Origin of the sequence: Arenibacter flavimaris (assembly GCF_030291335.1) — a bacterium.
Classification (GTDB): Bacteria; Bacteroidota; Bacteroidia; order Flavobacteriales; family Flavobacteriaceae; genus Arenibacter.
This window is the reverse complement of record NZ_JASWIM010000012.1, coordinates 113,194-138,151: the sequence shown is the minus strand read 5'-3', so window position 1 is coordinate 138,151 and position 24,958 is coordinate 113,194. Positions and strand designations below refer to the sequence as shown.

The window sequence follows — 24,958 nt, the reverse complement described above, 5'->3', positions numbered from 1 at the left end:
AATGCCAAAGTAAAGGCTTTTAGATCACAATTTAGGGGAGTCAGGAATACGGAATACTTCTTATATCGCTTGATTAAATTATATTCTTAAAATGGTAAAAACCCAACTTTTGGACTTGATCCCTCCCATGCCTATACCGGCCATACCCAAACCACTCAAGATGTACAATCCGAACAATAACAGGATACTTGTGGGAGGAAAGAAAATAATAGTTGCTAAAGGGGTAAAAAACAGCAATAACATTACGATGCTTTTAAAAAGCATTTGACGGTTGCCATGCCTAGATTTTTTAGTGCTTTTGAAATATTCGGAAACACGTTTTTTTAGTGTTTTTGAAAAATCGGAGCCTACTGATGTTGGAAAAGATAGATTTTTAATAAATGAAAGAATTAGTTAAACAATAAATTACTTCAAAATGTGTAAAAAAACGAGAAGTAAAATCTTGTGATAATTGCTTAACGAACTACTGCAAATTGGCAATAGGTAATACTATTTTGACTGTTCTGTAGTGCAGAACATGTACAAAGTTACCTTAATTATGTTGAATTACCTAATGTTAACTGCAAATAAGGTTCTCGATTCCGTTTGTACAGCATCGTTTTGGTGAGCCAAATCGATTTTAAAAAAGGAGATGTAAACTTGATATAGGGGGCAACCGATTATCAAATAAACATTACCTAACCACTTGACGATGGTAAATAGAACAAAGGGCTATTTAAGACAATAAAAGGACAGATAATACATGTGATGGAAGATCGGAAATGAAGTTAAATAGACCAATAAGCAGGTGGCATAATAGCTATTTATGAATATGAAAAATCCTACTTATGAAAAATGATATAAAATTATTTTTGTGTTCTTTTATTATCATATTATTGGTGTTTTTCGATAAATGATGAATTAAATTTACTGAAACTAACAATTATCAGAGTAAAACACAGCATTTGGTAAATATTACTGAGGTGCTGGCAAATTTGTTAGGCCTGGATTATCTAATATTGAGCACTATGAAAGATAGAATGGATGAAATGGATTTCAAAATTTTAAGTTTACTGGCAGATAATGCCCAGATGCCTTATACCGAAGTAGCGAAAAAGGCAGGTATTTCACCAGGGACAGTCCATGCAAGAACCAAAAAAATGATAAACCTTGGGTTGATAAAAGGTTCAACCCTTAATTTGGACTACAGTAAAATAGGGTGGAAAATGACTATTTTCTTAGGAGTTTATCTACGGGAAAGTTTTATGTACAAACAGGTTATTGAAGCCTTACGCAAGGTACCGGAAATAGTTAAAATTCATCACAGTACCGGTAAATTTGATATTTTTCTTAAAATGCATGCCAAAGATAGTATGCACTACAGGAAGGTATACCAGGATGCTATTTTAACCATTGAAGGCATAAAAGGGGTAGAATCCTTTATGTCCGTTGAGGAAAATATGAGCCGACATATAGTTTTCGAGTGATAGGTGTTTCCTAATCTGTTAGACGCTACCCAGCCATAGATAGGGCTAAATGGGACTCCCATTTTTTTTGATAACACTTTTCACTTGAATCTGGGACAAATACTAAGGCATTATCCTATAGGATCCAAGTGTTAATAAGGGGAGTGCTCCGCAATTCCCAGATGCAACTACCTTTAAACTCCCTAAACTGGAAAACACAATCCAAATCCTTCAAAGTGATTCTCCTTATACAATAGGTCAAAATACTACGAAGGGGATGATTACATGTTTTTCAATTCGGCCACCAAATCAGTCAGCGCAGCCTTGGCGTCTCCGAAAAGCATGGAGGTTTTGGAATTATAGAAAAGCTCATTCTCTATCCCGGCATAACCCGCGTTCATGCTGCGTTTGTTTACGATGATATGTTTGGCATTTTCCACATCCAAAATAGGCATACCGTAAATTGGGCTCGCTGGATTGTTATGCGCAGCAGGGTTGACAACATCATTAGCTCCAACAACCAGCACTATATCGGTATTGCTAAACTGGGGATTGATATCTTCCATTTCAACCAGCATATTGTATTCCACATTGGATTCCGCCAATAGTACATTCATGTGGCCCGGCATACGCCCTGCTACCGGATGAATGGCATATTTTACGTTCACCCCCTTTTTTGTCAATAGCTCTTCCAACTCATGTATTACATGTTGGGCCTGTGCCACTGCCAGGCCATAACCAGGAACTATCACCACCTGGTTGGCGTAATTCATCATAATGGCCGCATCACTGGGATTGGTGCTCTTTATAGACCCTAAGGCCTTATTTTCGCCTATGGCGGTAGCTGCTCCTCCAAATGCACCAAAAATTACGGAACCCAAAGTCCTGTTCATGGCCCTGCACATGGCTACCGTTAGAATAATACCGGCAGATCCTACCAGAATACCCCCAACGAGCATCACCATATTGTTATAAAGTATCCCTGTAATGGCAGCAGCAATACCTGTCAAAGAATTCAATAAAGAAATTACCACTGGCATATCCGCTCCCCCTATGGGAAGGACAAATAGAATGCCATAGATCAGGCCTGAGGCCAAAAACGCATATAATAGTAGTTGACTATCTACGCCTGTAGCGACCATAAATGCTGCAAAAATGACAATTCCAATAATTACAAGGTTGTTTATGATATTGTAGTAGGGTATCCTCACCACACTTTTTAACGAGCCGTTTAGTTTGCCCCAGGCAATTAAACTGCCGGAAAATGTAATGGCCCCGATTATTATGCCAGAAACTATGGTGGTAGACTGGGTAATGTTATTTACATTTTTACTGTATTCTACCAACCCTATAAGCGCTGCACTGGCACCGCCAAAGCCGTTGAACACAGAGACCAATTCCGGCATTTTCGTCATTTCCACCTTTATTGCTATCAGCCAGCCAATTAAGGAGCCTATAAGTATTGCCGCGGCAATCAGGATATAAATTAAAGGTGGAACCTGCTGTTCATGCACAAAAACGGTACCCACAATGGCCAAACCCATCCCGGCGGCCGCAATTAAGTTACCTTTTTTTGCCGTTTCCGGGTGGCCTAGCATTTTTAGGCCAACTATAAAGGTAACGGTTGCGATCAGATATATTATATTCAATAAAATCCCCATTATTTTTTTCTTTTAAACATTTGTAACATTCTGTCGGTAACAGCAAAGCCACCAACTACATTTAAGACCCCCAAAACTACTGCCACGAAACCCAATGACAAGGCTACATAATCAGTAGGGTCTGCATGAAGCATTACTAAAATGGCCCCTACTATAACCACACCGCTCAAAGCATTGGCACCTGACATCAAGGGTGTGTGCAAAACTGCGGGAATGCTTTTTATTACCTCTACACCAACAAATATGGCCAGGATAAGTATGTATGTAATCTGTAGGTTGTTTCCAATAAATTCCAAAATCTCATTCATCATTTATTTGTTTTAATTTTTTCTAATGGTTCCATTTTTAACAATCAGGGTCTCATCTGTAATTTGTTCATCCAGATCCCATTTAAAATGGGTTTCTTCGGTTAAATGCATAATGTAGTTGTAGATATTTTTTGCATAAAGATCACTGGCATTGGTAGAAACGCTTCTTGGATCAATACTGGTGCCTATGACTTTTACTCCATTTTTAACAATGGTCTTGTTTATCTGACTAACTTCGCAGTTTCCACCTTGTGCGGCGGCCAAGTCGATGATTACCGCACCGTTTTTCATTTGCATTACCTGTTCCTCCGTTATTAGAATCGGTGCCTTTCTTCCAGGAATATTGGCCGTGGTAATAACCAAGTCTGCTTGGAACAATGATTTATTTACAGCCTCTTTTTGTCTTTTTTGATAATCTGCCGAGGCTTCCTTGGCATAACCCCCTTCCGATTCCTCTCCCTCATTGTTGACCGAGATAAATTTTGCTCCCAAGGATTCTGCTTGCTCCTTGGTTTCGGATCTAATATCAGTGGCCTCAACAATGGCCCCCAATCGTTTGGCTGTAGCTATGGCTTGAAGACCTGCAACGCCAATACCATATATCAATACTCTTGCGGGTGGTATGGTTCCCGCCGATGTCATCATCAAAGGAAATATTTTGGTCATTTCAAAGGCTCCCAAAATCACCGCCTTATAGCCTGCCAAATTGTTTTGTGAACTCAGTACATCCATATCCTGGGCCCTTGATATCCTTGGAATGGCATCCATAGAAAAAGCGGTTACCCCTTTATTGGCAATGGCTTGGACTAGTTGGGGGTTCGACTTATGGTACAGTTTACTGATCAGAATCTGACCTTTGTCCACAAGTTTTAAATCTTCTTCATCAAAAGGGTTGATTTTCAGCAATATCTCTGCTTCGTGAAAAACGACCGCTCTTTTTTCAACAGCAACCTCAACATTTTTATAATCCGAATCCTTAAAGGAAGAGTACTCACCTGCACCTTCCTCTATGAGAACTTCAAAACCCGAGGCCCTTAATTGTTTCGCAATAATTGGCGTAATGGCAACCCGTCTTTCACCATCCAAGGTTTCTTTTAATATGCCTATTTTCATTTTGGTCAATGGTTTGGTTAAAAATGATTTATGTTAACTAATTGGTTAAAAATCACTAAAAAATGTCAAAACTAGTGAATCGTTAAAATTATTGATACGTTTTAATAAAAGATTACAATTTTCGTGTTAATTGTTGAATTATTTACAATAGGGCGGTAAAATAAATGTCTTGGATCTTCTCCTAAGGTAACCTTAAGTTTTATACTTTTTTATCAATGTTTCAATTGCCCATTCGAAACAACAGTGATCTGTTTAATGAGCTTTTTTTATTATATCCTTTACAGTCTTGTTTTTAGATCCATTAGGATGGAATATACTGTAGGTTCCACGGGAGGCGGCTTATGTAAATGGCTTAACTAGGAGTTTGGTGTTCGTATATGTGAACTGGAGCTAAACATAGTTGATATACTAAACTATCACTTGAAATCCTTTTATGATCCCGTTCAGGGGGAGCGCCGAAATGATATCAGTAGTTCCTTCCGATGCTCTAAAGGCATGTCTATAGTTGGTTGGTTACTAAGATTTATGACTTCTTGGGTAGTTTGTGGGCCGCTCTCAATTGATCGCTATCCCAATGATTGTCAAATTCAATAATCCCTCTTTTTAAATCTTCCTCCAATTGTTTTTCTTGTTGTTTAATCTCTTCTTTGGCCTTAAATATATATTCGTCCCTAGTTTTGGGTTTATCGGCCAAACGTCTCAGGCCTTCCTCATCGTATTGAATAAATTTCTGGGCCTGTCTGTATATGGTGTATTTTCTAAATCCCAAATGGTTTAGGGCATCACCTGCCATTTTAACGGAGGTTTCCAAAGATTCCCTGTACACATCCTCAACCCCCATATTAAGTAGGTCATAAGCGTCATATCTATTTCTCGCACGGACCATCAATTTTACGTTTGGATATTTTTCCTTGACCATTTTTGTCAAATGGATCACATTATCACTATTGTCGATTGCCGAGATTAAAATTTTGGCCTCTGCTATTCCGGCGGACTCCAGAAGATCTATTCTGGTGGCATCCCCATAGTAGACTTCAAACCCCATTTTCCGCAGAAGATCTACCCGGTTGGAATCGTTATCCAAAATGGTGGCTTCAATACCGTAGGATCTTAGGAACCTTCCAACCGTACTACCGAAATGGCCAAAACCTACCAGAATAACTTTGTGGGTCTTTGCTATATGATCTACCTGTCTGGTTGACACTTTTTTGGTTCCAACACGTGGTAGGATCATTCGCTCATTTATTATTCCAATTATGGGGGTAAAGGCCATGGTAAGTGCGGTTACCACCAGCATCATATCCAATTCAACCCTATCCAGAATATTCAATTGAAAGGCAAAGGAAAGTAGTACAAATGCAAACTCCCCAATCTGCGCAAGCCCAACCGTTAGCAGTAGCCTTTGATCGGCCTTGAGTTTAAAAAGGGCCCCGACCAAAAATAGGATTAGGGCCTTTAATACGATTACGCCGACCACTAAACCACTAATCATTAAAGGATTGTCCCCAATAACAATAAAATTGATGGATGCCCCAACCGCCATAAAGAACAGGCCCAACAATAGGCCTTTAAAGGGTTCCAAATTACTTTCCAGTTCGTGTTTAAATTCACTGGTAGCCAACACCACACCGCCGAGAAATGCACCCAATGCCGGACTTAAACCAACCAATTCCATAAGATAGGCAAGGGCAATTACAATAAGCAGGGCAGAGGCGGACAATAGCTCCCTCAGCCTGGTTTTGGCCACAAGCCGTAACATGGGTACGAAAAAATAACGGCCGGCTAGTATTACTAAAACAACCGACAGGAAAATGGCCATGGCCTGAAAACCTAATGGCAAATTTTCAAGTAGATATATATGATCCGAATGACCGTCGGCAATTGTAGTTTTTTCCGAATCCGTAAGTAGGGGGATAACCGCCAACATCACAATAACTATAATATCCTGAAACAGAAGAATGGAAAAGGAAGAGGCTCCATAGGTGGTATTCATTAAACCATTTTCCTTAATGGTCTGTAAGGTTATGGCAGTGGAGGAGAGGGATACTGCCATGGATATGATCAGGGAAACTTTCCAATCGAATCCAATGGTGTTAAAGAGGAGAAAGGAAACTATCATGGTACCCAAGACCTGGGCTCCACCCATACCAATTATAGTTTTCCTCATTTGCCAAAAGCTCTTTGGTTCTATTTCGAGGCCTATAAGAAAAAGCATCATGACCACACCAAATTCGGCAAAGTGAAGTATATCCTGGCCTTCATCGCCAACAAAGCCCAAAATATAAGGTCCTATTAGTACTCCGGCCAACAGATAGCCAAGAACAGAACTTAATCCAAATTTCTTGGCAATGGGTACGCAAATAATGGCACCGGTCAGGAATACAATTGCCGCGAACAGAAAGCTACCATTCATTGTGTAATTACTTTATTTAGCTGGGGAGTGTCATTTAAGAATTCACAGTTTGCGATCTCATCAAAAGGAAGATTCTGCCTTAATCCAACAATTAATTGTTCGTATTGGAGGGTATATTTGTCCAGTTCTTCGTTGGATATGTTATGGGTCCCCATAACCGTAAACGGAGGAAGATATTCCATTCCACAAAGTCTGGCCGTTTGCTCAAAAGGGCGTAAAAATTCGTTTATCGAGTAGTTGTTGGAGCCCGTTGGGCAATAGACTTCCCTGGTGCCCCCAGTGGTGATTACATTTAAACACTTTTTAGTATGTAGTGCATTTGCCTTGGGGCCATAGGCCCAACCAAATTCCAGGACAACATCCATCCATTGTTTCATTAAGGGCGGACAACTGTACCAATAAAAAGGATGGTGCCAAACAATGACATCATGCTCGTCCAAAAGTTTTTTTTCTCCAATGATATCTATGTTAAAATCCGGATACCGTTCATATAGGTCATGAAAGGTAACGCCCTCCTTGTTCTCAATCCTTTTGACCAAAGCTTTGTTTGCCCTGGATTGTTCAAACTTTGGATGTGCAAACAAAATCAATATTCGTTTCATACATTCAATTTAATGGAAAACTCTGGAACAAAGGTTTCGTTTCCGATAATTTTGGTATATCTATCTATTATTGCGGTCCTTGCTTCTTAGAGTTCCCTTTGTCCAATACATCGTTAAATGAAGTTGGTAGTTCAAATACCTCCAACTCAAAATATGGCAGTGCGGCCAATAGATGGTCAAATATATCGGCCATTATGTATTCGTAGTTTTCCCAACGTTTGTCACTGCTAAAGGCATAGATTTCCAAGGGTATACCTTGGGGGGTAGGAGGTAATTGCCTGGTCATGAGGGTCATGGTCTGGTTAATTGCGGAATGGTTTTTAAGGTAAGTTTCCACATATTTTCTAAAAACACCCAAATTGGTGAGATTCCTTCCATTTATGGCCAATTGTTTGTTGATATCGTGCTCTTTATTATAGGTTTCTATATTTGCATTCCTAGTCTCCAGATATTTGGAAATTATCTGAATACTTTTTAGGGTTTCAATGTTTTCAGAAGTAAGGAATCTAATGCTTTTCTGTTTTATAAGCAGCGCCCGTTTAATTCTTCGACCCCCGGATGCCTCCATACCTCTCCAGTTTTTAAACGAATCGGAAATTAGGGAATAGGTGGGAATAGTGGTTATGGTCTTGTCAAAATTCTGAACTTTCACTGTGGCAAGGGAAATTTCCGTAACATTACCATCGGCCCCAAATTTCTCAAAAGTTATCCAATCCCCAATGCGGACCATGTCGTTTATACTCACCTGAATACTGGCTACCAAGCCCAATATGGTATCCTTAAAAATTAAAAGGATTACAGCAGAGGCCGCACCCAAAGCGGTAAAAAATTTCCAAATGGTGGTATCGGTCAATACCGCAAATAGAGTTAATAGGCCGCCTATCCAGGCAAATATCATAAACACCTGGATATAACTATCCAAGGGTTTATCTTTCATATGGGGCAGGGTCTTTAGATAATCCTTAATGCTTCGCAACAAACTTCGTATCAAAAGAAGCACCAAAATTATGGTTAGGATTTCAATGGCCTTCAAAATAATGCCCTCAGTATTTTCAAAATCTAGAAAGGCTAAAGGTAGATATCGGTACAACAGCCATAGCGGTATAATGTGCGCCACAAGTCTAGGGACCTTATTGAACACTAAAAAATTGTCAAAATTGGTCTTGGATTGCCTAGCAAACCTTACCGATAAAAATCTCAATAGTTTCCAAAGGAAATAATCCATTACTAAGGCCACTAAAATTATTCCAACGAATAGTATTAGGGCATTTAGGTAGGCGGCCGTGTTGGCTTCCAAACCCGACTGGATAAGGTACTCGTAAAGTAATCGTCTTAAACCGTTGTTCATGACCGGAATGCAATGTTGAATATTTTGCAAAAATAAGGATTGAAGATCAGTTCTGGCAGTAGATATAAAAAAAGTATGGAAGTCCTGGGCTAAAAACTATTTTAAACCCCTTAACAGGGCTTGGGAGATTGTTTGCAATATCTGTAAAAAAGGGTGCCATAAAATGTACAGTTGGTATTTCTTACCTTCTTATGGTTTCCTTGTTCACAACATTCCCATCTACGTCATAATGTATAAATTCAACAATAGGGGTATTCCCTTCCCGATATACTTTTACAGCCAAAAAACCTCCCTTTACCCTTAGAAATTTGTGTTCGGGTCTCTTGTCATTTTGATCCCAACCTTGGGCGTGGGAATCACTGGAAGGTCCTTGACTAAATTCCATTAACTCGGTTACAGGGTCAACGGAGACATATTGCCAATGCCTGTCCCCATTGATTACAAACATTTTTTGTTCGGATAGATATTTGCGCAACCACTCGCCTTCCGTTTTAAAGGAAGCATTGGAATGGTTGTCAGTTTTACCTTTTGCCCTATCGGGTCCAACTACAGGTGTGGGCGAACTAAGTATTTTAAAAGTTGCATCGGAGGCCTCTACGGTTTGTTTAAACCACTCTATTTGTTCCTTGCCCCAAATACTTTTTTCCATTCCATCGGGCGCCTTATTGTCACTTCTAAAATCCCTGCCTTCCACCATCCATATTTGAAGGTCTTTTCCCCATCTGAATGTTCGGTAGGATTTATCCATTATCGGTGCTTGCTCGTTCCAAATTAAGAGACCATCCTCAAAACTCAGCTCCCCAAAAGGGGAGGAGGTAGGCATGGCATCGTCCTTTAACAAATCGTGATCGTCCTTTTGCAGGTAGAGGGGCGTATTGTTGTAGAAATTGTTCAAAGAGGGCCAGGAATTAATGGCGTGCCATTTATGTCTTGCCAACTCCAGATTATAGGCCATGGGCCCGGGTTTGTCGTAATAAACATAATCGCCCGTTTGGCAGTGAAACATGGGATTTAATTTTAGCATGTTATCGTATACCTTAAACCCTCTTTTGGGATCGTCATAGGACCAAAAGTATTGACAAGTGGAAGAGGTGAAAAGTACTGGCACCGCTTCATTGGCCTTGGGGGCCGTGGTAAATACTCCCTGTATTTGGGAAATTGGCGCTTTGTTATACTTCCTACCCCTAATGGTTACAGAGTAGGTTGTATTGGATTTGAGCCCGGAAAGCCTATGTTTGAAGGTAAAATCTCTATACTCGGAGACATATTGCCATGGCGTGTTTATCACAGTATCTTTGGACCGCACTTCAATACTGATCTGCCCAAAGGAGCCCTCCACGGCCCCGTCCATTTCATTTACCGGCATATGATTGTCAAAATCGATGGGACTTCTAAAGGGAGCGCCTTTCTGCCTATGTTTTATGGGTACCGGTTTTTCGGAACTACACAATCTGGTCCATAGTATTGCGGAGGAATCGGTTAATTCTCCAATCTTAAAGCCATTGGTAAAATATACCTGCTCACTATTCTGTCCTTGCGCTGGTGTTACTAAAACAGCAAAAATTAGTACTAACACTAAAAACGTTCTCCTCATTGTATTTATTGGTTGTTAGGGATTTGTTATTGTCCTTGGTAAAATTCATTCCAAATACATTTTTTTATATGGCCGTAAACCATAAACACTCAGGTTGCAGTTTGGCCCATTTACGTGTATCGTATTCAAAACATCATTTTGAAATTCGTTGGATTTGATTTGAATTAATCTTCCCGAGTAAAGGTACGCCATCAGTTTTAAAAAGCTCCTATGCCTGTCTCCTCCGTTGTGCTATGGTACCTCTAGGGGACTTCTGTACATTCAAATATATGTTATTTTAACAAATCCCACTTTGCCCTAAAGGGTTGTATCCAAAAGGATATGGGCTTCGATATTTTTTGAATATATTTAAACGTCACTTTTCATTTTAGTAATAAAGATATCTTGAAGTATGGCCAATTCCTTTTTGTATTTTAAGTCGGACCGCGAAGCGAAGTAGAGGATGTTTTCTGTAGGGGCAGTTCCCTCCCATACCAATTCAATCCCATGGTTGGCAATGGCTTCCTTACACAGGAAATCAGGCACCAAAGCCAAGCCATTCTCATGGCTCAAGCATCGGATGATCGAATTAATACTTGGCAAAATATAATTAGGTTTAAAAGAGGGGCGCTTGTTAAAATTTTCATACCAAAACCTTCTAAAGTGTTCCATTTCATTGGAGGCACTATACCATCTGTGCTGCTGCAATTCCTTTTCCAAGGCCACCTTATCTTGGTTTTTGAGGAGGATATTTATAGGGGTGGTATCTGTTTGTTTTCCCGCAATCAATACAATCCTTTCCTTGGAGAAGGGGGTATAGGTAACCAATGATGTTTTGTTGGTATGTTTCTTAGGGGTAATGACCAAATCCAATATACCGTTGTTCAGGTCTTTTATCAAATCCATATGGTTTCCAAACTTGGCCACTAAATCAAATTGTAATTTGGGTACCTCGGGCTCAATAATAATTTGAAAGGTTTCGGAGCACATACCAACATGCAGGGAAGGATTTTTATCTAGAGTTGTTTTTTTAAAATGCTGTTCCGCTATTTCAAGTGTTTTTATGGAATCTATTATATACTCATAAAGAAATTTACCTTCTTCGGTAGGAATCATTTTCCTTGAAGTACGTTCAAAAAGTTTTTTGCCAATATAGGCTTCAAGTGCATTTAAATGAACACTTACTCCAGGTTGTGAGGCATATAATGCCACGGAAGCCTTGGTTAGGGTGCCGTTCTCATAGATTTCCTTAAAGGTCCTATACCATTCCAAATTTACCATGTCTATTAAAATTTTAATACAAAGGTATGATTTGTATTATTTTTAAAATACATATAAGCCGACTAATTTTGTGCCATATTAAAATCAAAACAATGAAAAAGATATTTATCATAAATGGCGGCCACCCCTTTGCTCATTCTGGAGGTAGGTTTAACGAAACCCTGTTCAATACTACTATTTCGCATTTTACATCCCAAGAGGGGTATACCGTAAAATCAACAGGGGTGGGTGAAAACTATGATGCGAAAGAGGAAGTCGAGAAATATAAATGGGCGGATCTTATAATTTACCATACTCCAATTTGGTGGTTTCAACTTCCCTTTGGTTTTAAAAAATATATTGATGAAGTATTTACCGAAGGTCATCAAAATGGAATTTACAACAGTGATGGTAGAAGTAGAAAAAATCCAGCAATAAATTATGGAACCGGGGGCCTGTTAAAGGGCAAAAAATATATTTTGACCACTAGCTGGAATGCACCAAAGGAGGCATTTACTTTGGAAGGGGAATTCTTTGGTCAGACCTCTGTAGATGATGGTGTAATGTTTGGTTTTCACAGAATGAATGCCTTTGCCGGTTTGGAAAGGTTGTCGACCCATCACTTTCACGATATAGAAAAAAATGTAGACGTTCCAGCGGAATTGAAGAATTATATAAATTTTTTAAAGGAATCGGTCAATTGATTTGTAGGTAGTGGGGTAAAACAGCACAGATATTGGAAAATCCTGTTGTTCCATTGGTGTACACCTACCCATAACTTTGCAACTATATTCTATAAATACTTCGTTATGAAAAAATTGAACTTTTATCCCAAGACCTGGCAAGTGGTACCTTTGCTTTCCGATAGGTATAGAATGGATTCAGATGGAAAATGTATAAAGGATTTAGTATTGTGTAATTCATATGTCACGGATATGAAAGTGTCCGAAATGGATTTGAACATCACCAAGTTTTCTGCTATAGATATTAATGGACGGGAGCATTTTATTGCCGACTTCCCAGGCCAGGCTTCCATACCTGTCAAAGGCATGCATACCGGTCTTTTTTTAAAATCCAAAAGCGTACTTGCCTTGGAACCTGGCTCATATAGGGAATTTAGATTTTATCTTGCGAAAACTGGGAGCAGAATCACCTATAGTGATAGGTGTATTGAGCGTGCGGAAGGAATTGAATTCATGGATTTCGAGATAGCGAACGGATTGACCATTATGGGAGAGGAGTCACCTGAAGCCATCCTCCGGTTTAATTTTGTACCCTTTAAAACAATGGGGCCTTTAAAATCCTTTTTACAATTATTTAAAGGACCTGGCTTATTCTCAGGAAAATTGGCACACTCTTAGGTTTAGAAATTCAAAACCTCCATTAATTCGGGCATAAATTTAGTTTCCAGAGAAGTGGGAACTTAAGTATTAAGAACATCAAAGAACCCTCAAGACATAAAAATAATGCCTTGAGGGTTTCTTTACTTATTATTCCCTGTTATAAGGGATAGCTGTAAATTGCTCAATGATATCGATAGCTGATAATTATCATAGTTAAAATACAGTAATTCCCGAACTTTGTCTATTGCACTTATCCCAGTAAACAAAATAAAAAGGTAATATGTGGAATACGATTTTTCTTAGTCTTTATTTACTTATTGCTTTAGCCATCATTATAAGTATCCTTTTACACGGTGCCAGACCTTCAAAAAGTTTGGCCTGGCTTTTGGTCATTTTCACCATTCCCGTGGGTGGGATGTTCCTGTATCTTCTTTTGGGAAGAAATCGGAGAAAGAATAAATTGTTAAAATTAAAAAAGAAGGCATTTTTGAACCTGCCGGAACCCTTGATGCAGCACATGGCCTCCATGAGCGGAAAGTACCGTAAGCTGATGACCTTGGTATACCGAAGTTCCCATTTCCCTCCCACGGAATTCAACAAACTAAAACTCTTGAAAGATGGTAAAACAACCTTTGAATCTATCTTTGAAGCTTTGGAAAATGCCCAACACAGAATACACTTGCAATATTACATTTTTGAAGAAGGGGAACTTACACAAAGACTATTAAGGCTTTTTGAACGTAAAATTGCACAAGGTGTGGAGGTAAGAATGATCTATGATGGTATTGGTAGCTTTTCATTAAGTAAGGCCTATTTGAAGAAATTGGCAAACATTGGTGTAGAGGTATATCCTTTTCTGCCCTTTAAGTTCGGACGTTTTTTTTCCTCTTTAAACTATAGAAATCATAGAAAGATAATTGTTGTAGATGGCCAGGTGGCATTTACCGGAGGGATCAACGTATCGGATAAATACCTGAAAGGTGATGTGGAACTGGGCAACTGGCACGATATGCACCTGAAACTTGAAGGAGCCGCTGCCAGTCATTTGGACTTTGTTTTTGCAATGGATTGGTACTTAGTGTGCCAAAAGACCATTACTGTGCTGCCCTTGGAACCAGGTGTGGATAAAATTGAAAAAGTAAAAGGCAAGCTTGTCCAGATTGTAGCTGGTGGACCGGACGATGATTTTCCTTCCTTGGAACAGGCGTATTTTACCATTATCAATAAGGCTAAGGACTATCTGTACATTACCAACCCTTATATCATCCCTGGTCAGGCCATTATGCAAGCGTTGCAGACCGCTGCTTTGGGCGGGGTAGATATACGTTTGATGGTTTCCGAGAATGCGGACAACAAAATAGTAAGCTGGAGTGTACGGTCTTATTTTGAGCCGCTTCTTAAATCCGGGGTGAAGATATATTTATTTCCTGACGGCTTTTTACACAGTAAGATCATTGTTAGTGACGATGCCATAGCTACCATAGGTACGGCCAATTTGGACGACAGGAGTTTTGAGCAGAACTATGAGGTAAATGCCATTGTTTATGATGCTCCTTTTGCACAACTTTTGAAGGAAGATTTTCTTAAGGATGCCTACTCAAGTAGAATGTTGGACTATGAAGATCATATTAAGAGACCTTGGGGAGAAAAGCTAAGGGAAGGTTTCGGAAAAGTGTTTAGTCCGTTGTTATGAATGGATGGTCTCAAGACCCAATTCATTGGTGCATGGTTTACCTTTTTCCCAACTATTTAGATTTTCAAAGGTAACTTCGGCTATATTGGTCAACGCCTCTTTGGTTATAAAACCTTGGTGTGGTGTAAGCAGTACATTGGGAAAGGATAACAATTCTTTTAAGAGTTCGTCTTTGATCCCTTCGGTAGAATTGTCCTTAAAGAACGACCCTACTTCTTTTTCATAAACATCTGTACAGTAGCCACCAATTGCCTTTTTTTCCAAAGCACTGATCAATTCCTTGGTTTCCACTAAGGCCCCTCTGGCAGTATTTATCAATATAACATCGGGTTTCATTAGGGCTAATTTTTGTTTGCCTATCAAATAATAATTCTCCTGGGTAAGCGGTATGTGAAGGCTTATTATATCGGATTGTTCACATAGCTTATCCAATGAGGTATAGGTTACGTCGTACAATTGAACAAGTCTGTAATCCGGTTCGAGGTCGTGGGCCAGTATTTTACAACCAAAACCGTGCATGATCTTCGTCATAACACTGCCAATTTTGCCCGTTCCAACAATGCCTACGGTCTTTCCGTTCAAATCGAAGCCCATCAGATTATTTTGTAGAAAATTATAGGAGTGTACCTGTTTATCTGCCAAAATAATCTTCCGGTTAAGAGTCTGCAATTGGGCAACGGCATGTTCGGCAATGGAGTAGGGGGAATACTCAGGAACATTGGCTACCTTAAGCCCAAATTTATGGGCTGTTTTTAAGTGTACGTTGTTATACCCAGCCGAACGCAAGCTAATATAACGAACTCCCAGATCCGATAATTTTTCCAATACCAGGGAAGAGGCATCATCGCCTGAAAATATGGAAACCGCCTTATGGCCAACGGCTTGGATGGCCGTCTCGGCATTTAAGGCATCTTTTGTATATGTAACTTTATGACCGTTGTTATTGGCCTTATTTAAAAAAGGGATTTCAAAATCTTTAGCGCTATAGACCAGTAATTTCATTTTTTTCTTCTTTGATAAATATTAGATCCTGGTCTTCCATGGCCAGTATAACAAGCTTTATATAATCCTTAATGGTTTTTTGAATGTTCTTGGGGTCTGAGATGTCGATGCTTCCCCTCCAGATCATAGACCTTTCCTTGCCTTCACATATACAGTACAGGGTGGTCTCGGCATGGTATACCGTAAATTTATCATAGTACCCTTGGTCGTAATAGATGTCCTGGTGACTTAAATAATCATCATTGAACCTACCTTGGTAATTGTTCCATCTGGAAATGGATTTCAAAAAGCTTTCCTTGTCCTCGGAGCCAACGACTTTGGTAAACAATATGGCATCAAAATCCTTGTCCAATAGACTTTGTTCCACATCATCAAGTTCTTTTTCGGTCTTTCTGGAATCGGTAAAGGAAACGTCAAAAACATCAAGGCTGCGCATGGCTTCAATATTCCGCTTGCTAAATTCTTTCTGCATGTTCGTTTCAAAATCCAACCTGGCCTCCTCGTTTGATGCCATGCCTACGATCAATACCTTATTGGCATGGAACAGTACAATGTCCGGGTTTTTCCAGTTTTCAACCAGACTCGTGGAAGTGCATCCCGTTAGTAATATTGCGAATAGAATTAATATATTTTTCATGGTACAGGCCTTTGTAATGACAATTTATCTTTTTTATGTTCAGGAATAGTCGCCAAGGTAGTAAATGTGACTGAAAAATAATATGACGTTGGTCATTACTACCCTTATTTCACTTTGGGCTTGCTCTATATAAGTAGGCTTCCAGTATAGTTAAAAATTTCGCTTTTTAGATCTTGATAATCCCCCTGACATTCATCGACCTTCAATTGTAGACTATTACTTTTTTTAATGTCGTCCGCACCAATGGAGTTGTCCCCTACATTCAACTCGCTACCCAAATTGTTTTCGTGCAAGGAAATTTGGGCCCTTATGGCAGCATTTCTCTTGTCGATTATTTGCAACCGGGTTTTAAAATCCTGTAGACGTTCAAAGAGGTTGGGAATGTTATCCTTAAAGGCGTTGGAATCCAATAAACGTTTAATAAAAACAATTTCGTCATCCATTAATTGAAACTTCAGTTTCCATTGCTGTATTTTCCAGTGCCATGAGGCAGCTTGTTTTTCTTTGTCCATAATAGGTTCTTTATTTTTCATAATTCTGGAGATCGGATAAATTTAGCGACTGGAAAAAACACTTGCAATGAGAATTGTCATCTTCATTTTAGATAAAAGGTATTAAACCTCAGGGCAGGCCTGTCTTCCGATAAAGGTAGGCCTGTCTGCCGACAAAGGCAGGCCCTGAACCCAATGATAGGAATCGACCCTAGGGTCGAGGTATTGAACCTAGATCCCGCCGAAAAATGTGGGATTAGTTGAACTTGCAATTTTAAGTGCGTCTTACCGACTTCTCAAAATTGAGTTTCACTAATAAATATCTTAACTATTTCATTCAATTTAGGAATGTTCACCTTCCAACTGTGAACATCCTTTATCTTCACCCTAAATGCATCCAAGGAAGTAGGTTCGCCATGGATAAGGAAAACGGTTTCCGGAATATTTTCAATTTCCTCCATCCAATGTAACAACTCACTTTGATCGGCATGGGCCGATAGACTTTCCAAATGATGAATTTTTGCTTTAACCGGATAATATTTTCCAAACAGCTTTATTTCATAGGCCCCTTCCAGAAGTTGGCGGCCCCGGGTTCCTTCCGCTTGGTAACCTACTAATAGAACCGATGTTGATGGGATGTCTATCAACTGTTTTAAATAGGTAAGAACCCTGCCTCCCGATACCATGCCGCTTCCAGCAATAACAATTTTGGATCTGGGATCGTCAATGGTCTTCCAAGTGTCTGCATAAGAGGTAATGATATTGAAATGATTGCACATGGCATTATACTCGTTCGTGGACAGTTTATGCCAACGTGGAAATTGTTCAAAAACAGCTAGCACATTGTTGCCCATAGGGCTATCGATAAAAATGGGAATATTGGGGATTTTATTTTTCTTATACAATTGCCAAAGCAGATACATTAAAGATTGTAGTCGCTCTACGGCAAAGGACGGGATAATCAGGTTTCCCTTTTCCCGAAGGGTTGTTTTTATGAGATTGCTGAGTATTTCCTCCACATCTTCCTCTGGATGTAATTTATTCCCATAGGTGCTTTCCACAAAAAGATAATCGGCCCATTTAGGACGTTCCGGGGTTTCCAAAAGGTAGTCCTGCAATCGGCCTACGTCCCCAGAGAAAACGAACATTTTTCCAAAGATCTCCAGTTCAATAAAGGTGGCACCGATGATATGGCCATTATATCTGTATTTGAGACGAATATGCTCCGATAGGGTAATCCAAATATCCTTCTCCTTGGATTGAAACAAATCGATAGTACGCTCGGCTTGTTTTACCGTATAAAATGGGAGTGCAGGGTTGTGCTTGCTATACCCTTCCTTATTGGCACGTTCGGCTTCCTCTTCGTGTATCTTGGCACTGTCCAAAAGAATTATCCGAGTAACCGCCAAGGTGGGGGCCGTACCTATAATTTTTCCTTTAAAACCTTCTTTTAATAATCTGGGCAAGTATCCTGTATGGTCGAGATGTCCGTGGGTCAATAAAACCAAATCTATTTTGGAGGCATCTATTGGAAGGGGGGACCAATTAAGTTGCCTAAGTTCCTTTAGACCTTGGAACATGCCACAATCGATCATTAGGTTTAATTCTGGGGTTTCCAAATAAAACTTTGAGCCTGTTACGGTTCCCGAGGCCCCCAGAAAATGTATTTTGATAGTATTCATGTTTTAATGGTTACAGAGCTGTTTAATTTCGTTTAGGATTTTTTCCTTTCTGGTGTTCTTAATGCCCATATGGTCCAAAAAGAACTTATCTTTCCATAGTTGCCTACATAGCACAACATTCCTGCTCAACAAAAACTGTTTTTCCCTATTGCTGAGTAGGGTGGATACGGTGATGGGGTAAAGCCCCAGACGATCTATACGGTCCTTAAGACCGTCATTTAAAGGTAGGTCCCAACTCAATAGATACATGCCTGCACATTTACCGTAGGCTATGGCATCGCCGGTAAAACGGGTATTGGTTACCACCCAGCCTTTATCCAGAGGCCTATTTTCCCCTTTCTTGGTGGCCCAATGTGCTTTTACATCATTATATCTGGAATGGATGTAGAGGGGAATCTTAACGTTGCAGTTTCGCCCTTCTTCCGAATGGAACTTACACTCTATTATAGTGACAGTGCCATTTTTTTCTGCTATTACATCAATTTCATGGGTTACACAGATACCGTTCATAATTTCATCAACCCGGGTTTGGTAGCCCGAATACTCCAAGATGGCGGCCACAAAGCGTTCAAAGGGAAAGCCTGTTGGTCCCAATTCGTATATGGCTTTTTTTAGTTTAAATTTTGAAGCAAAGACCGATTGGTTTTTTTTCAGAAGGGCATAGGCCCTATTATAAATCTCATTGGTAGAGATGCCGTCGTAGAGTTCATCCTTTACCCGGCCTACGATTTGTTCCACTAGATTATGGTCGGCCCCACTGTGCTTAAGGGATTTACGCAGTTTCTCCAATGAAAATATGGCGCGTTCCCCAGAGGATTTTAGTATTTTAATGTCCATTTCCTTTTCCATATCAGTGCTTAAGATTAATATCCAGTTCAGGTATTTTTAGTAGTTGCAGGGTGGTGGAAGCTAGTTTTACTTTGTCATCCGTAGCCACAAGTGCCTGTATAATTTGCTGGAACAATTCGTGCTTAGTAATACGCCTTAATTTATAATCTGTGATATACCTTAAATTTATAGTGATCCAATTATCCGTTGGACTAATGGCCAGGGTAGGGGCAATTTTGGCATTTTCTATATAATAGTGCTCCACCATTTCCTCCCATTTTGCCAACGATTTCTTGGTGTATTCGGATAGATAATCCGTTGCTTTTTCCAAGACCAGTTCTTTGGCAAGCGCAACATCCGAATCATAAGTTATAAATATATTGAGTTCATCCCATACAAAGGGGAAATCCATGGAATAGTTCTTTATGGGACCCTTAAAAACAAAAGCATTGCTAATTTTGACGATCCTACCCGAATAGTTGTCACTACTAACCCATTCCCCGATCTCCATTAAAGTAGTATAGATGCTATCTATATCTATTACATCTCCTTTAATACCGTTAATTTCAATACGGTCCCCTGGTTTATAGACCTTTACAAAAAAGATATAGAAGGATCCAGCAATACTGAGGATCAATTCTTGAAGGGTAAATGTTATACCAGCTGTAAACAGACCTATAATAATGGTATAGTCCTTAATATTTTCAACTGTAAATGCCATTAGGATCAAGAGCGAGATTAGTACGTAACCAATAATCTCCACCCCTTTTTGAGCCTTATATCTAACGGAGACGTTCTCTATTCTTTTTTTAAGTGTCCTTCTAAGAAACCCAATAAAAAGTACAATGGCCAGTATCCACAGAAAAAGTTGGGCAAACCGCATTACTATGGGGTCGTTTATAAGGTCTAGGGGACTGTTCATGGGCAAAGGATTTTAAAAAGACCGCCAGAACAATATTTGCTGCAGCGGTCTCCAATTAAAAAATAACCAACTATTTTTTTGGGTCAAAAAAGTCACGAACCAAGGCTTTGGTCTGGTTCTCTGTCATGCTATCGGCTTTGGTGACGGCTTTTACTCTTGCTGCCAGGCTTTTGTGGTGTTCCAACAGTTCTTTTCTAAACTTTTCATTGGTATCTGCCGGGCCAAAAAGCGCTATGGCATCCGCATCGCTTATGGCATCTACGAGTTTTTTAAAATATGATTTTAGTTGTGCCTTCTCCCTTTCCAAATAGGTGCGGTCATGGGTAACATCCTGGGTTGCACCGGATTTTACCCTAGGACCCGATGTTCCCTTACGGTTAAAAAATTCTACTTCCGAAAAAATGGTTTCCATATTTTCGTCTTTATGATCCAAACGAATGATATGGGCTTTTTCCCTATCCATCCATATTCCAATATTTTTCATCTGATTATATTTATTTGTTAGTAATAAGACCTTCCGACAACTATCGGGAGTAATGCGCTAATCAACAGTAAAGCAAGATCCTTGTATATTTATAATTGGTATTCTTAAACCTTTGATTTCGGTTGACATCAAGGACCAATATGTATTACTTTTGGTAAAACATTGTTTTTTAGGATTCGTTCAAAGCCAAAATGGGAACGATGGCATCATAACCAATTTCTTTGACCAATGGCCTGGAAAATATACTACCGAACAGAAAATGTTTTTTGTTGATGAATGCTATCATGTCACTGTTTCTACTTTCTACGAAAGAGGTGATGCCCTGGGCGATGTCCTTGTCCGTAAGTGTGTGAAAGCTATGGTCTACACTTTTAAGAATATCGTCCAAGAGTTGTTTGTGGGTTTCTTGATCTGCATCCAACCCAGTTTTTTTGGAAAAATGTAAAATACGTATTGACGTATCGTGCATTTTAGCTATTTCGATTAAATAATTCAATTCCTTACGGCTATATGTAGATTTGTAATTGGTGGGAAAGACAATTTCCTTGGGGGTTGAAAATCGAAATTCTTCAGGAATAGCCATTACTGGGCACTCCCTTATTTTCTCCATGGCATTTACCGTATTACTGCCAAAAATAACTCCCTTGGTACCCGTAGCGCCCTGGGTGCCCATAATGAGCAGGTCTATGTCTTTGCTGGCAATGGTCTGTTTTATGGCTTCTGAGAGGAAATTAAAGGAAGAAATTGTGTGATAACGATGTTTAGGGTTGTCATGGTGTAGTTCCAGCATGTCCAATAATTTGGCAAAGGCTTCCTCCGATGCCCCTTTGGCAGTTTCGTATTCTGCACTGCCAGGTTCTGGCATTATAAGGGTGTTTGTAGTATAACTATCCAAACGGAAAACGTTCAAAAAATAGAACTCGCAGTTAAGTCTTGCATAAAGATCCAAGGCATAGCGGGTGGCGTTCAGGGCATTTTTGGAGAAATCGGTAGGAATTAATATTCTTTTGTCCATGGCAATGCTTCTTTCGTTTTATTAAAAATAATACCCTTTCGAGACATTTACTATGACAACGGTCAGTCTTGGGAAGGGAGAATGAGGAATGGGATATCGGAATACATGCTTAGATCTTTTACCACTGGTTCCCGGGTAAGTTTTTCAAAAAGATTGCGCTTTTCATGAACCATGGCGAACAGGTCCACTTTCAATTTTTCCAAAAAAACATCTATTACTTTGGCTTTGTCGTCAAAATTCTTGATCCATTGAAAAGAGTGTCCTACCTTATTCAGTCCAACTTCCAACTTTTTTCTGTTCTCCTCCTGGCTCTTGTTCAGTATATGTTGTTCCTGAACGTGAACGACTCTGATAGTTGCATTGGACAAAGAAGCAATTTCCAAGAGCTGGTCAATAATCTCTTGGCCGCAATCCTTTCTCAAATCGGTAACAAAGGCAATTTCTTTAATGGGATGAAAATCCATTTCGCCTGGAATGGCCAATAGGGGGCATTTTAAATTATCGGCAACCTTAATGGTATTGCTCCCAAAAAACACATCGGTTGCTTCTGTAAGTCCTTTGTTTCCCATAGTTACCAAATCGATCTTAAACTCCTCTATTTTTTGCGCTATGATATTTACCAAGTCGCCTTTTTGGGAAATGGTCTTGAAGGTATGTAGGGGATTTTCATTGTCCAATACTATTTTATGCTTGGTATGCGTTAACTTTTCTTTGGACTCGGTTTCCAGTTCCTTTAGATGTTTTTTGATATTTAGGATGGGGAGTGTTCTGCCGGGGGAAATGGTTAGTTCCGAATAGGTGTTTAGAATATAAAAAGTACAAGTTTCCGATGCTAAAAGTTTTGTTGCATAGAATAGGGCACAATAGGCATTATTGGAAAAATCGGTGGCAACAAGTATATTTTTCATTATCTACGATTTAAAATTGTGGAATTACCAAAAACGGTATGGTAACGTGAAGGCCTATTTTTTTGATCACTGGTTCAATAAAAAGTCGCTCCATAAAGGTATGTTTGTTCTGTACCATGACCAGGAGGTTAATTTTTTCCTTGGCCTGGAAGGTATTGATGGCGTCTATAATTTCATTATTGGGTACATCATGGAATAATGCCTTGTGGCCCAACATTTTTTCAAGGCCTTTTTTTTGTTTTTTTTGATCCGGCGTCAGTTCATAGCCTGTGGATACGTGCAACACATTTATTTGGGATCCATGCTCATTGGCTATCTCCAAAAGTGGATTTAACCTCTCCTGTTGGTATTCAATTTCATAGTCGGTAGGAAATAGGATTTCCAAAGGATTCTCATACTCGAAATTGGGGGGTACCACCAATACTGGGCAGTTGGCCTTTCGTATTACATGTACGGTATTGGTTCCAAAGAGGATTTCCTCGGCCCCTGTGGCGCCTTTGGTGCCCATTACTACCAAATCTATACCTTCGGATTCAACGGTTTCCAACACTTCGTTCACCAAGGTGTTAAATGCAGTTTGAACAACAAAGCTATGATTAGGATTGTTGTATTCCATTTCAAAATCACTTTTTAGTTTCTCCAGTTGGGTCATGGACGTTTCCTGCATTACGTCACCCAAGCCTATAAGACCCGGACTTCCAACCAGATATTCCGCATTGTATACCGGAGGTAAATAGGTATTCACAAGATAAAATTTACATTTGGTATTTTTAAAGATCTTCAAGGCATAGCCAATAGCCTTAATGGAGTTGTCTGAAAAATCAGTGGGTAACAATATTCTTTTCATGGTGCTTTTTACTTTAATATGGTAAATCTAAAGCGGAAGAATTTTGAAAACCATGATATTCGTCAGTTTCATATTCCCTCTGTTTAGGTAATTTTACTTTCTAAAAATTAAATTATGAAGGACAGTTTTAACAATATAATCAATTCCGATACCCCGGTGCTAGTCGACTTTTACGCGGATTGGTGCGGACCCTGTAAAATGTTGGCGCCCATTTTAAAACAGGTAAAGGACGAATTGGGAAGTACCCTAAAAATTATAAAGATCGATGTGGACAAGAATCAATCCTTGGCCAACACTTACCAAGTAAGGGGAGTACCCACCATGTTGTTGTTTAAAAACGGAAAGCAGGTTTGGCGACAATCCGGAGTACTTCAAAAGAATGACATTGTTGGGGTGGTGCAACAGCATATTTAAAGGGATACCCCAAGGATTGCCCCGCAATTGAGATCCAACATGCTTATTCGTGTACTATTAGAAATGGAATCTTGGTATGGTAACTGATTTTTTCGACCGTTGGTTTAAATAGGATGCGCTCCAAGAAGTTTAGGTTCTTGGCCACCATAACCAACATATCCAAATCCCTGCTTTCAACGAATGCCTGTACCGCATCATCCAAATTTTTTATGGTAAGGGTATGAAAGGAATGTTCATTTTCCCTAAAATAGTTCTTTATAAATTCCTTGTTCTTCATTTGTAGATCACTGAGGTCCTTCCCTTTTTGAGACACATATAGAAAGCGCAATGCGGAGTTATGCATTACCGCAAGTTCCTTGATATGGTTCAGCACCTTTATATCATAACTTAATTGGAAATCTGTGGGAAACCCTATTTCACGTGGGTTGTTATATTCAGCGTCCTCGGGCACGGCCAAAACCGCACATCGTACTTTGGTAAGGACATTGCCCGTATTGCTTCCCAGGGAAACAGCTTTAAGGCCACTGGCACCTTTAGTTCCCATAATGATCAGGTCTATATTTCTGTCCTTTACTTCTTGCTTTATATGATCTGTAAAAAACCCGTACAATGCAGTAGTATTAAAGCTATGCTTAGTGTTTAAGGGCAGACGTTCGATCTCATTAAGCAAATTTTCCAATTTCTCCTTACTCTCCTTTAGAATATTTTCCTCCAAGAGTTCTGCCGAGGCATACATGGCTGCCTCACCACCGGAATTATAGGAAATAGGATTTATATGGACGATATGAAAAGTACATCTGGTTTTGGAATACAATGCTGTTCCATACTTAATGGCATTCCACGCATTATCAGAGAAGTCGGTAGGTATCAATATATTTTTCATAAAAGTTGATTTAACGGTTCAATAAGGTTCCCTTTAACGAACTAAAATTAATTGCTCTTTATTTGCTCCCCAATGACATATATCAT

General features: G+C 39.5%; 24 protein-coding genes. 5 read left to right on the top strand and 19 right to left on the bottom strand.

Annotation, left to right across the window (positions count from 1 at the left end):
* The first annotated feature begins 1,007 nt into the window (after positions 1-1,007).
* Positions 1,008-1,466, top strand: coding sequence for an Lrp/AsnC family transcriptional regulator (locus QSE00_RS11425; RefSeq protein ID WP_110356744.1), 459 nt, complete (start codon positions 1,008-1,010; stop codon positions 1,464-1,466).
* Between the two features lie 260 nt (positions 1,467-1,726).
* Here QSE00_RS11425 and QSE00_RS11420 read toward each other — a convergent pair whose 3' ends face one another.
* From QSE00_RS11420 to QSE00_RS11385, 8 genes are all read right to left on the bottom strand, one after another.
* Positions 1,727-3,106, bottom strand: a complete 1,380-nt coding sequence (locus tag QSE00_RS11420; protein WP_286106048.1) for an NAD(P)(+) transhydrogenase (Re/Si-specific) subunit beta — start codon at positions 3,104-3,106, stop codon at positions 1,727-1,729.
* Positions 3,106-3,417, bottom strand: a complete 312-nt coding sequence (locus tag QSE00_RS11415) for an NAD(P) transhydrogenase subunit alpha part 2 (RefSeq protein ID WP_258364867.1) — start codon at positions 3,415-3,417, stop codon at positions 3,106-3,108. Before QSE00_RS11415 ends, QSE00_RS11420 begins: the two co-directional genes overlap by 1 nt.
* Positions 3,418-3,426: 9 nt before the next feature.
* Positions 3,427-4,527: a Re/Si-specific NAD(P)(+) transhydrogenase subunit alpha gene (locus QSE00_RS11410; RefSeq protein WP_286106047.1), complete on the bottom strand. Its 1,101-nt coding sequence runs from the start codon at positions 4,525-4,527 to the stop codon at positions 3,427-3,429.
* Between the two features lie 523 nt (positions 4,528-5,050).
* Positions 5,051-6,940 (bottom strand): monovalent cation:proton antiporter-2 (CPA2) family protein, encoded by a 1,890-nt coding sequence (locus QSE00_RS11405; RefSeq protein WP_286106046.1) that lies wholly within the window; start codon positions 6,938-6,940, stop codon positions 5,051-5,053.
* Positions 6,937-7,542 (bottom strand): glutathione-regulated potassium-efflux system oxidoreductase KefF, encoded by a 606-nt coding sequence (kefF, locus tag QSE00_RS11400; protein ID WP_286106045.1) that lies wholly within the window; start codon positions 7,540-7,542, stop codon positions 6,937-6,939. Before kefF ends, QSE00_RS11405 begins: the two co-directional genes overlap by 4 nt.
* A gap of 67 nt (positions 7,543-7,609) precedes the next feature.
* Complete coding sequence (locus QSE00_RS11395; RefSeq protein ID WP_286106044.1) at positions 7,610-8,890, bottom strand: mechanosensitive ion channel family protein; 1,281 nt, start codon at positions 8,888-8,890, stop codon at positions 7,610-7,612.
* 181 nt (positions 8,891-9,071) lie between these two features.
* Complete coding sequence (locus tag QSE00_RS11390; protein ID WP_286106043.1) at positions 9,072-10,484, bottom strand: alkaline phosphatase D family protein; 1,413 nt, start codon at positions 10,482-10,484, stop codon at positions 9,072-9,074.
* A 348-nt stretch (positions 10,485-10,832) separates the two neighbouring features.
* Positions 10,833-11,744: a LysR family transcriptional regulator gene (locus tag QSE00_RS11385; protein ID WP_110356753.1), complete on the bottom strand. Its 912-nt coding sequence runs from the start codon at positions 11,742-11,744 to the stop codon at positions 10,833-10,835.
* 92 nt (positions 11,745-11,836) lie between these two features.
* On the opposite strand from QSE00_RS11385, the gene QSE00_RS11380 reads away from it, so the two are divergent.
* The 3 genes from QSE00_RS11380 to cls all read left to right on the top strand — a co-directional run bounded on the left by QSE00_RS11380 (position 11,837) and on the right by cls (position 14,759).
* Positions 11,837-12,427: an NAD(P)H-dependent oxidoreductase gene (locus QSE00_RS11380; RefSeq protein WP_286106042.1), complete on the top strand. Its 591-nt coding sequence runs from the start codon at positions 11,837-11,839 to the stop codon at positions 12,425-12,427.
* Between the two features lie 105 nt (positions 12,428-12,532).
* A complete protein-coding gene (locus tag QSE00_RS11375) occupies positions 12,533-13,084 on the top strand; it encodes a hypothetical protein (protein ID WP_286106041.1) in 552 nt (183 codons plus the stop codon).
* Between the two features lie 262 nt (positions 13,085-13,346).
* Positions 13,347-14,759: a cardiolipin synthase gene (gene cls / locus QSE00_RS11370; protein ID WP_286106040.1), complete on the top strand. Its 1,413-nt coding sequence runs from the start codon at positions 13,347-13,349 to the stop codon at positions 14,757-14,759.
* Here the strand turns inward: cls and QSE00_RS11365 are convergent.
* The 10 genes from QSE00_RS11365 to QSE00_RS11320 form a co-directional block, all read right to left on the bottom strand.
* Positions 14,754-15,761, bottom strand: a complete 1,008-nt coding sequence (locus QSE00_RS11365; RefSeq protein ID WP_286106039.1) for a 2-hydroxyacid dehydrogenase — start codon at positions 15,759-15,761, stop codon at positions 14,754-14,756. The genes cls and QSE00_RS11365 overlap by 6 nt on opposite strands.
* The gene (locus QSE00_RS11360) at positions 15,742-16,398 is read right to left on the bottom strand and encodes a hypothetical protein (RefSeq protein ID WP_110356758.1); all 657 of its coding nucleotides are present in this window, start codon (positions 16,396-16,398) and stop codon (positions 15,742-15,744) included. The genes QSE00_RS11365 and QSE00_RS11360 overlap by 20 nt, the downstream gene beginning before the upstream one ends.
* Positions 16,399-16,523: 125 nt before the next feature.
* A complete protein-coding gene (locus QSE00_RS11355) occupies positions 16,524-16,931 on the bottom strand; it encodes a hypothetical protein (RefSeq protein WP_286106038.1) in 408 nt (135 codons plus the stop codon).
* Between the two features lie 254 nt (positions 16,932-17,185).
* Positions 17,186-18,571, bottom strand: a complete 1,386-nt coding sequence (locus tag QSE00_RS11350; RefSeq protein WP_286106037.1) for an MBL fold metallo-hydrolase RNA specificity domain-containing protein — start codon at positions 18,569-18,571, stop codon at positions 17,186-17,188.
* 3 nt (positions 18,572-18,574) lie between these two features.
* Positions 18,575-19,420 carry a restriction endonuclease gene (locus QSE00_RS11345; RefSeq protein WP_286106036.1) on the bottom strand — a complete coding sequence of 282 codons (846 nt, stop codon included), beginning with the start codon at positions 19,418-19,420 and terminating at the stop codon, positions 18,575-18,577.
* Between the two features lies 1 nt (position 19,421).
* A complete protein-coding gene (locus QSE00_RS11340; protein ID WP_286106035.1) occupies positions 19,422-20,321 on the bottom strand; it encodes a mechanosensitive ion channel family protein in 900 nt (299 codons plus the stop codon).
* A gap of 70 nt (positions 20,322-20,391) precedes the next feature.
* Positions 20,392-20,805: a hypothetical protein gene (locus tag QSE00_RS11335; RefSeq protein WP_286106034.1), complete on the bottom strand. Its 414-nt coding sequence runs from the start codon at positions 20,803-20,805 to the stop codon at positions 20,392-20,394.
* Positions 20,806-20,974: 169 nt separating this feature from the next.
* Positions 20,975-21,820 (bottom strand): universal stress protein, encoded by an 846-nt coding sequence (locus tag QSE00_RS11330; RefSeq protein ID WP_286106033.1) that lies wholly within the window; start codon positions 21,818-21,820, stop codon positions 20,975-20,977.
* A 62-nt stretch (positions 21,821-21,882) separates the two neighbouring features.
* Positions 21,883-22,728: a universal stress protein gene (locus QSE00_RS11325; protein ID WP_286106032.1), complete on the bottom strand. Its 846-nt coding sequence runs from the start codon at positions 22,726-22,728 to the stop codon at positions 21,883-21,885.
* Positions 22,729-22,738: 10 nt separating this feature from the next.
* A complete protein-coding gene (locus QSE00_RS11320; protein WP_110356765.1) occupies positions 22,739-23,575 on the bottom strand; it encodes a universal stress protein in 837 nt (278 codons plus the stop codon).
* 114 nt (positions 23,576-23,689) lie between these two features.
* On the opposite strand from QSE00_RS11320, the gene trxA reads away from it, so the two are divergent.
* On the top strand, positions 23,690-23,989 hold the full coding sequence (gene trxA, locus QSE00_RS11315) for a thioredoxin (protein ID WP_110356766.1): 300 nt from the start codon (positions 23,690-23,692) through the stop codon (positions 23,987-23,989).
* A 43-nt stretch (positions 23,990-24,032) separates the two neighbouring features.
* Here the strand turns inward: trxA and QSE00_RS11310 are convergent, their stop codons facing one another.
* Positions 24,033-24,872: a universal stress protein gene (locus tag QSE00_RS11310; protein ID WP_286106031.1), complete on the bottom strand. Its 840-nt coding sequence runs from the start codon at positions 24,870-24,872 to the stop codon at positions 24,033-24,035.
* Between the last annotated feature and the right edge of the window lie 86 nt (positions 24,873-24,958).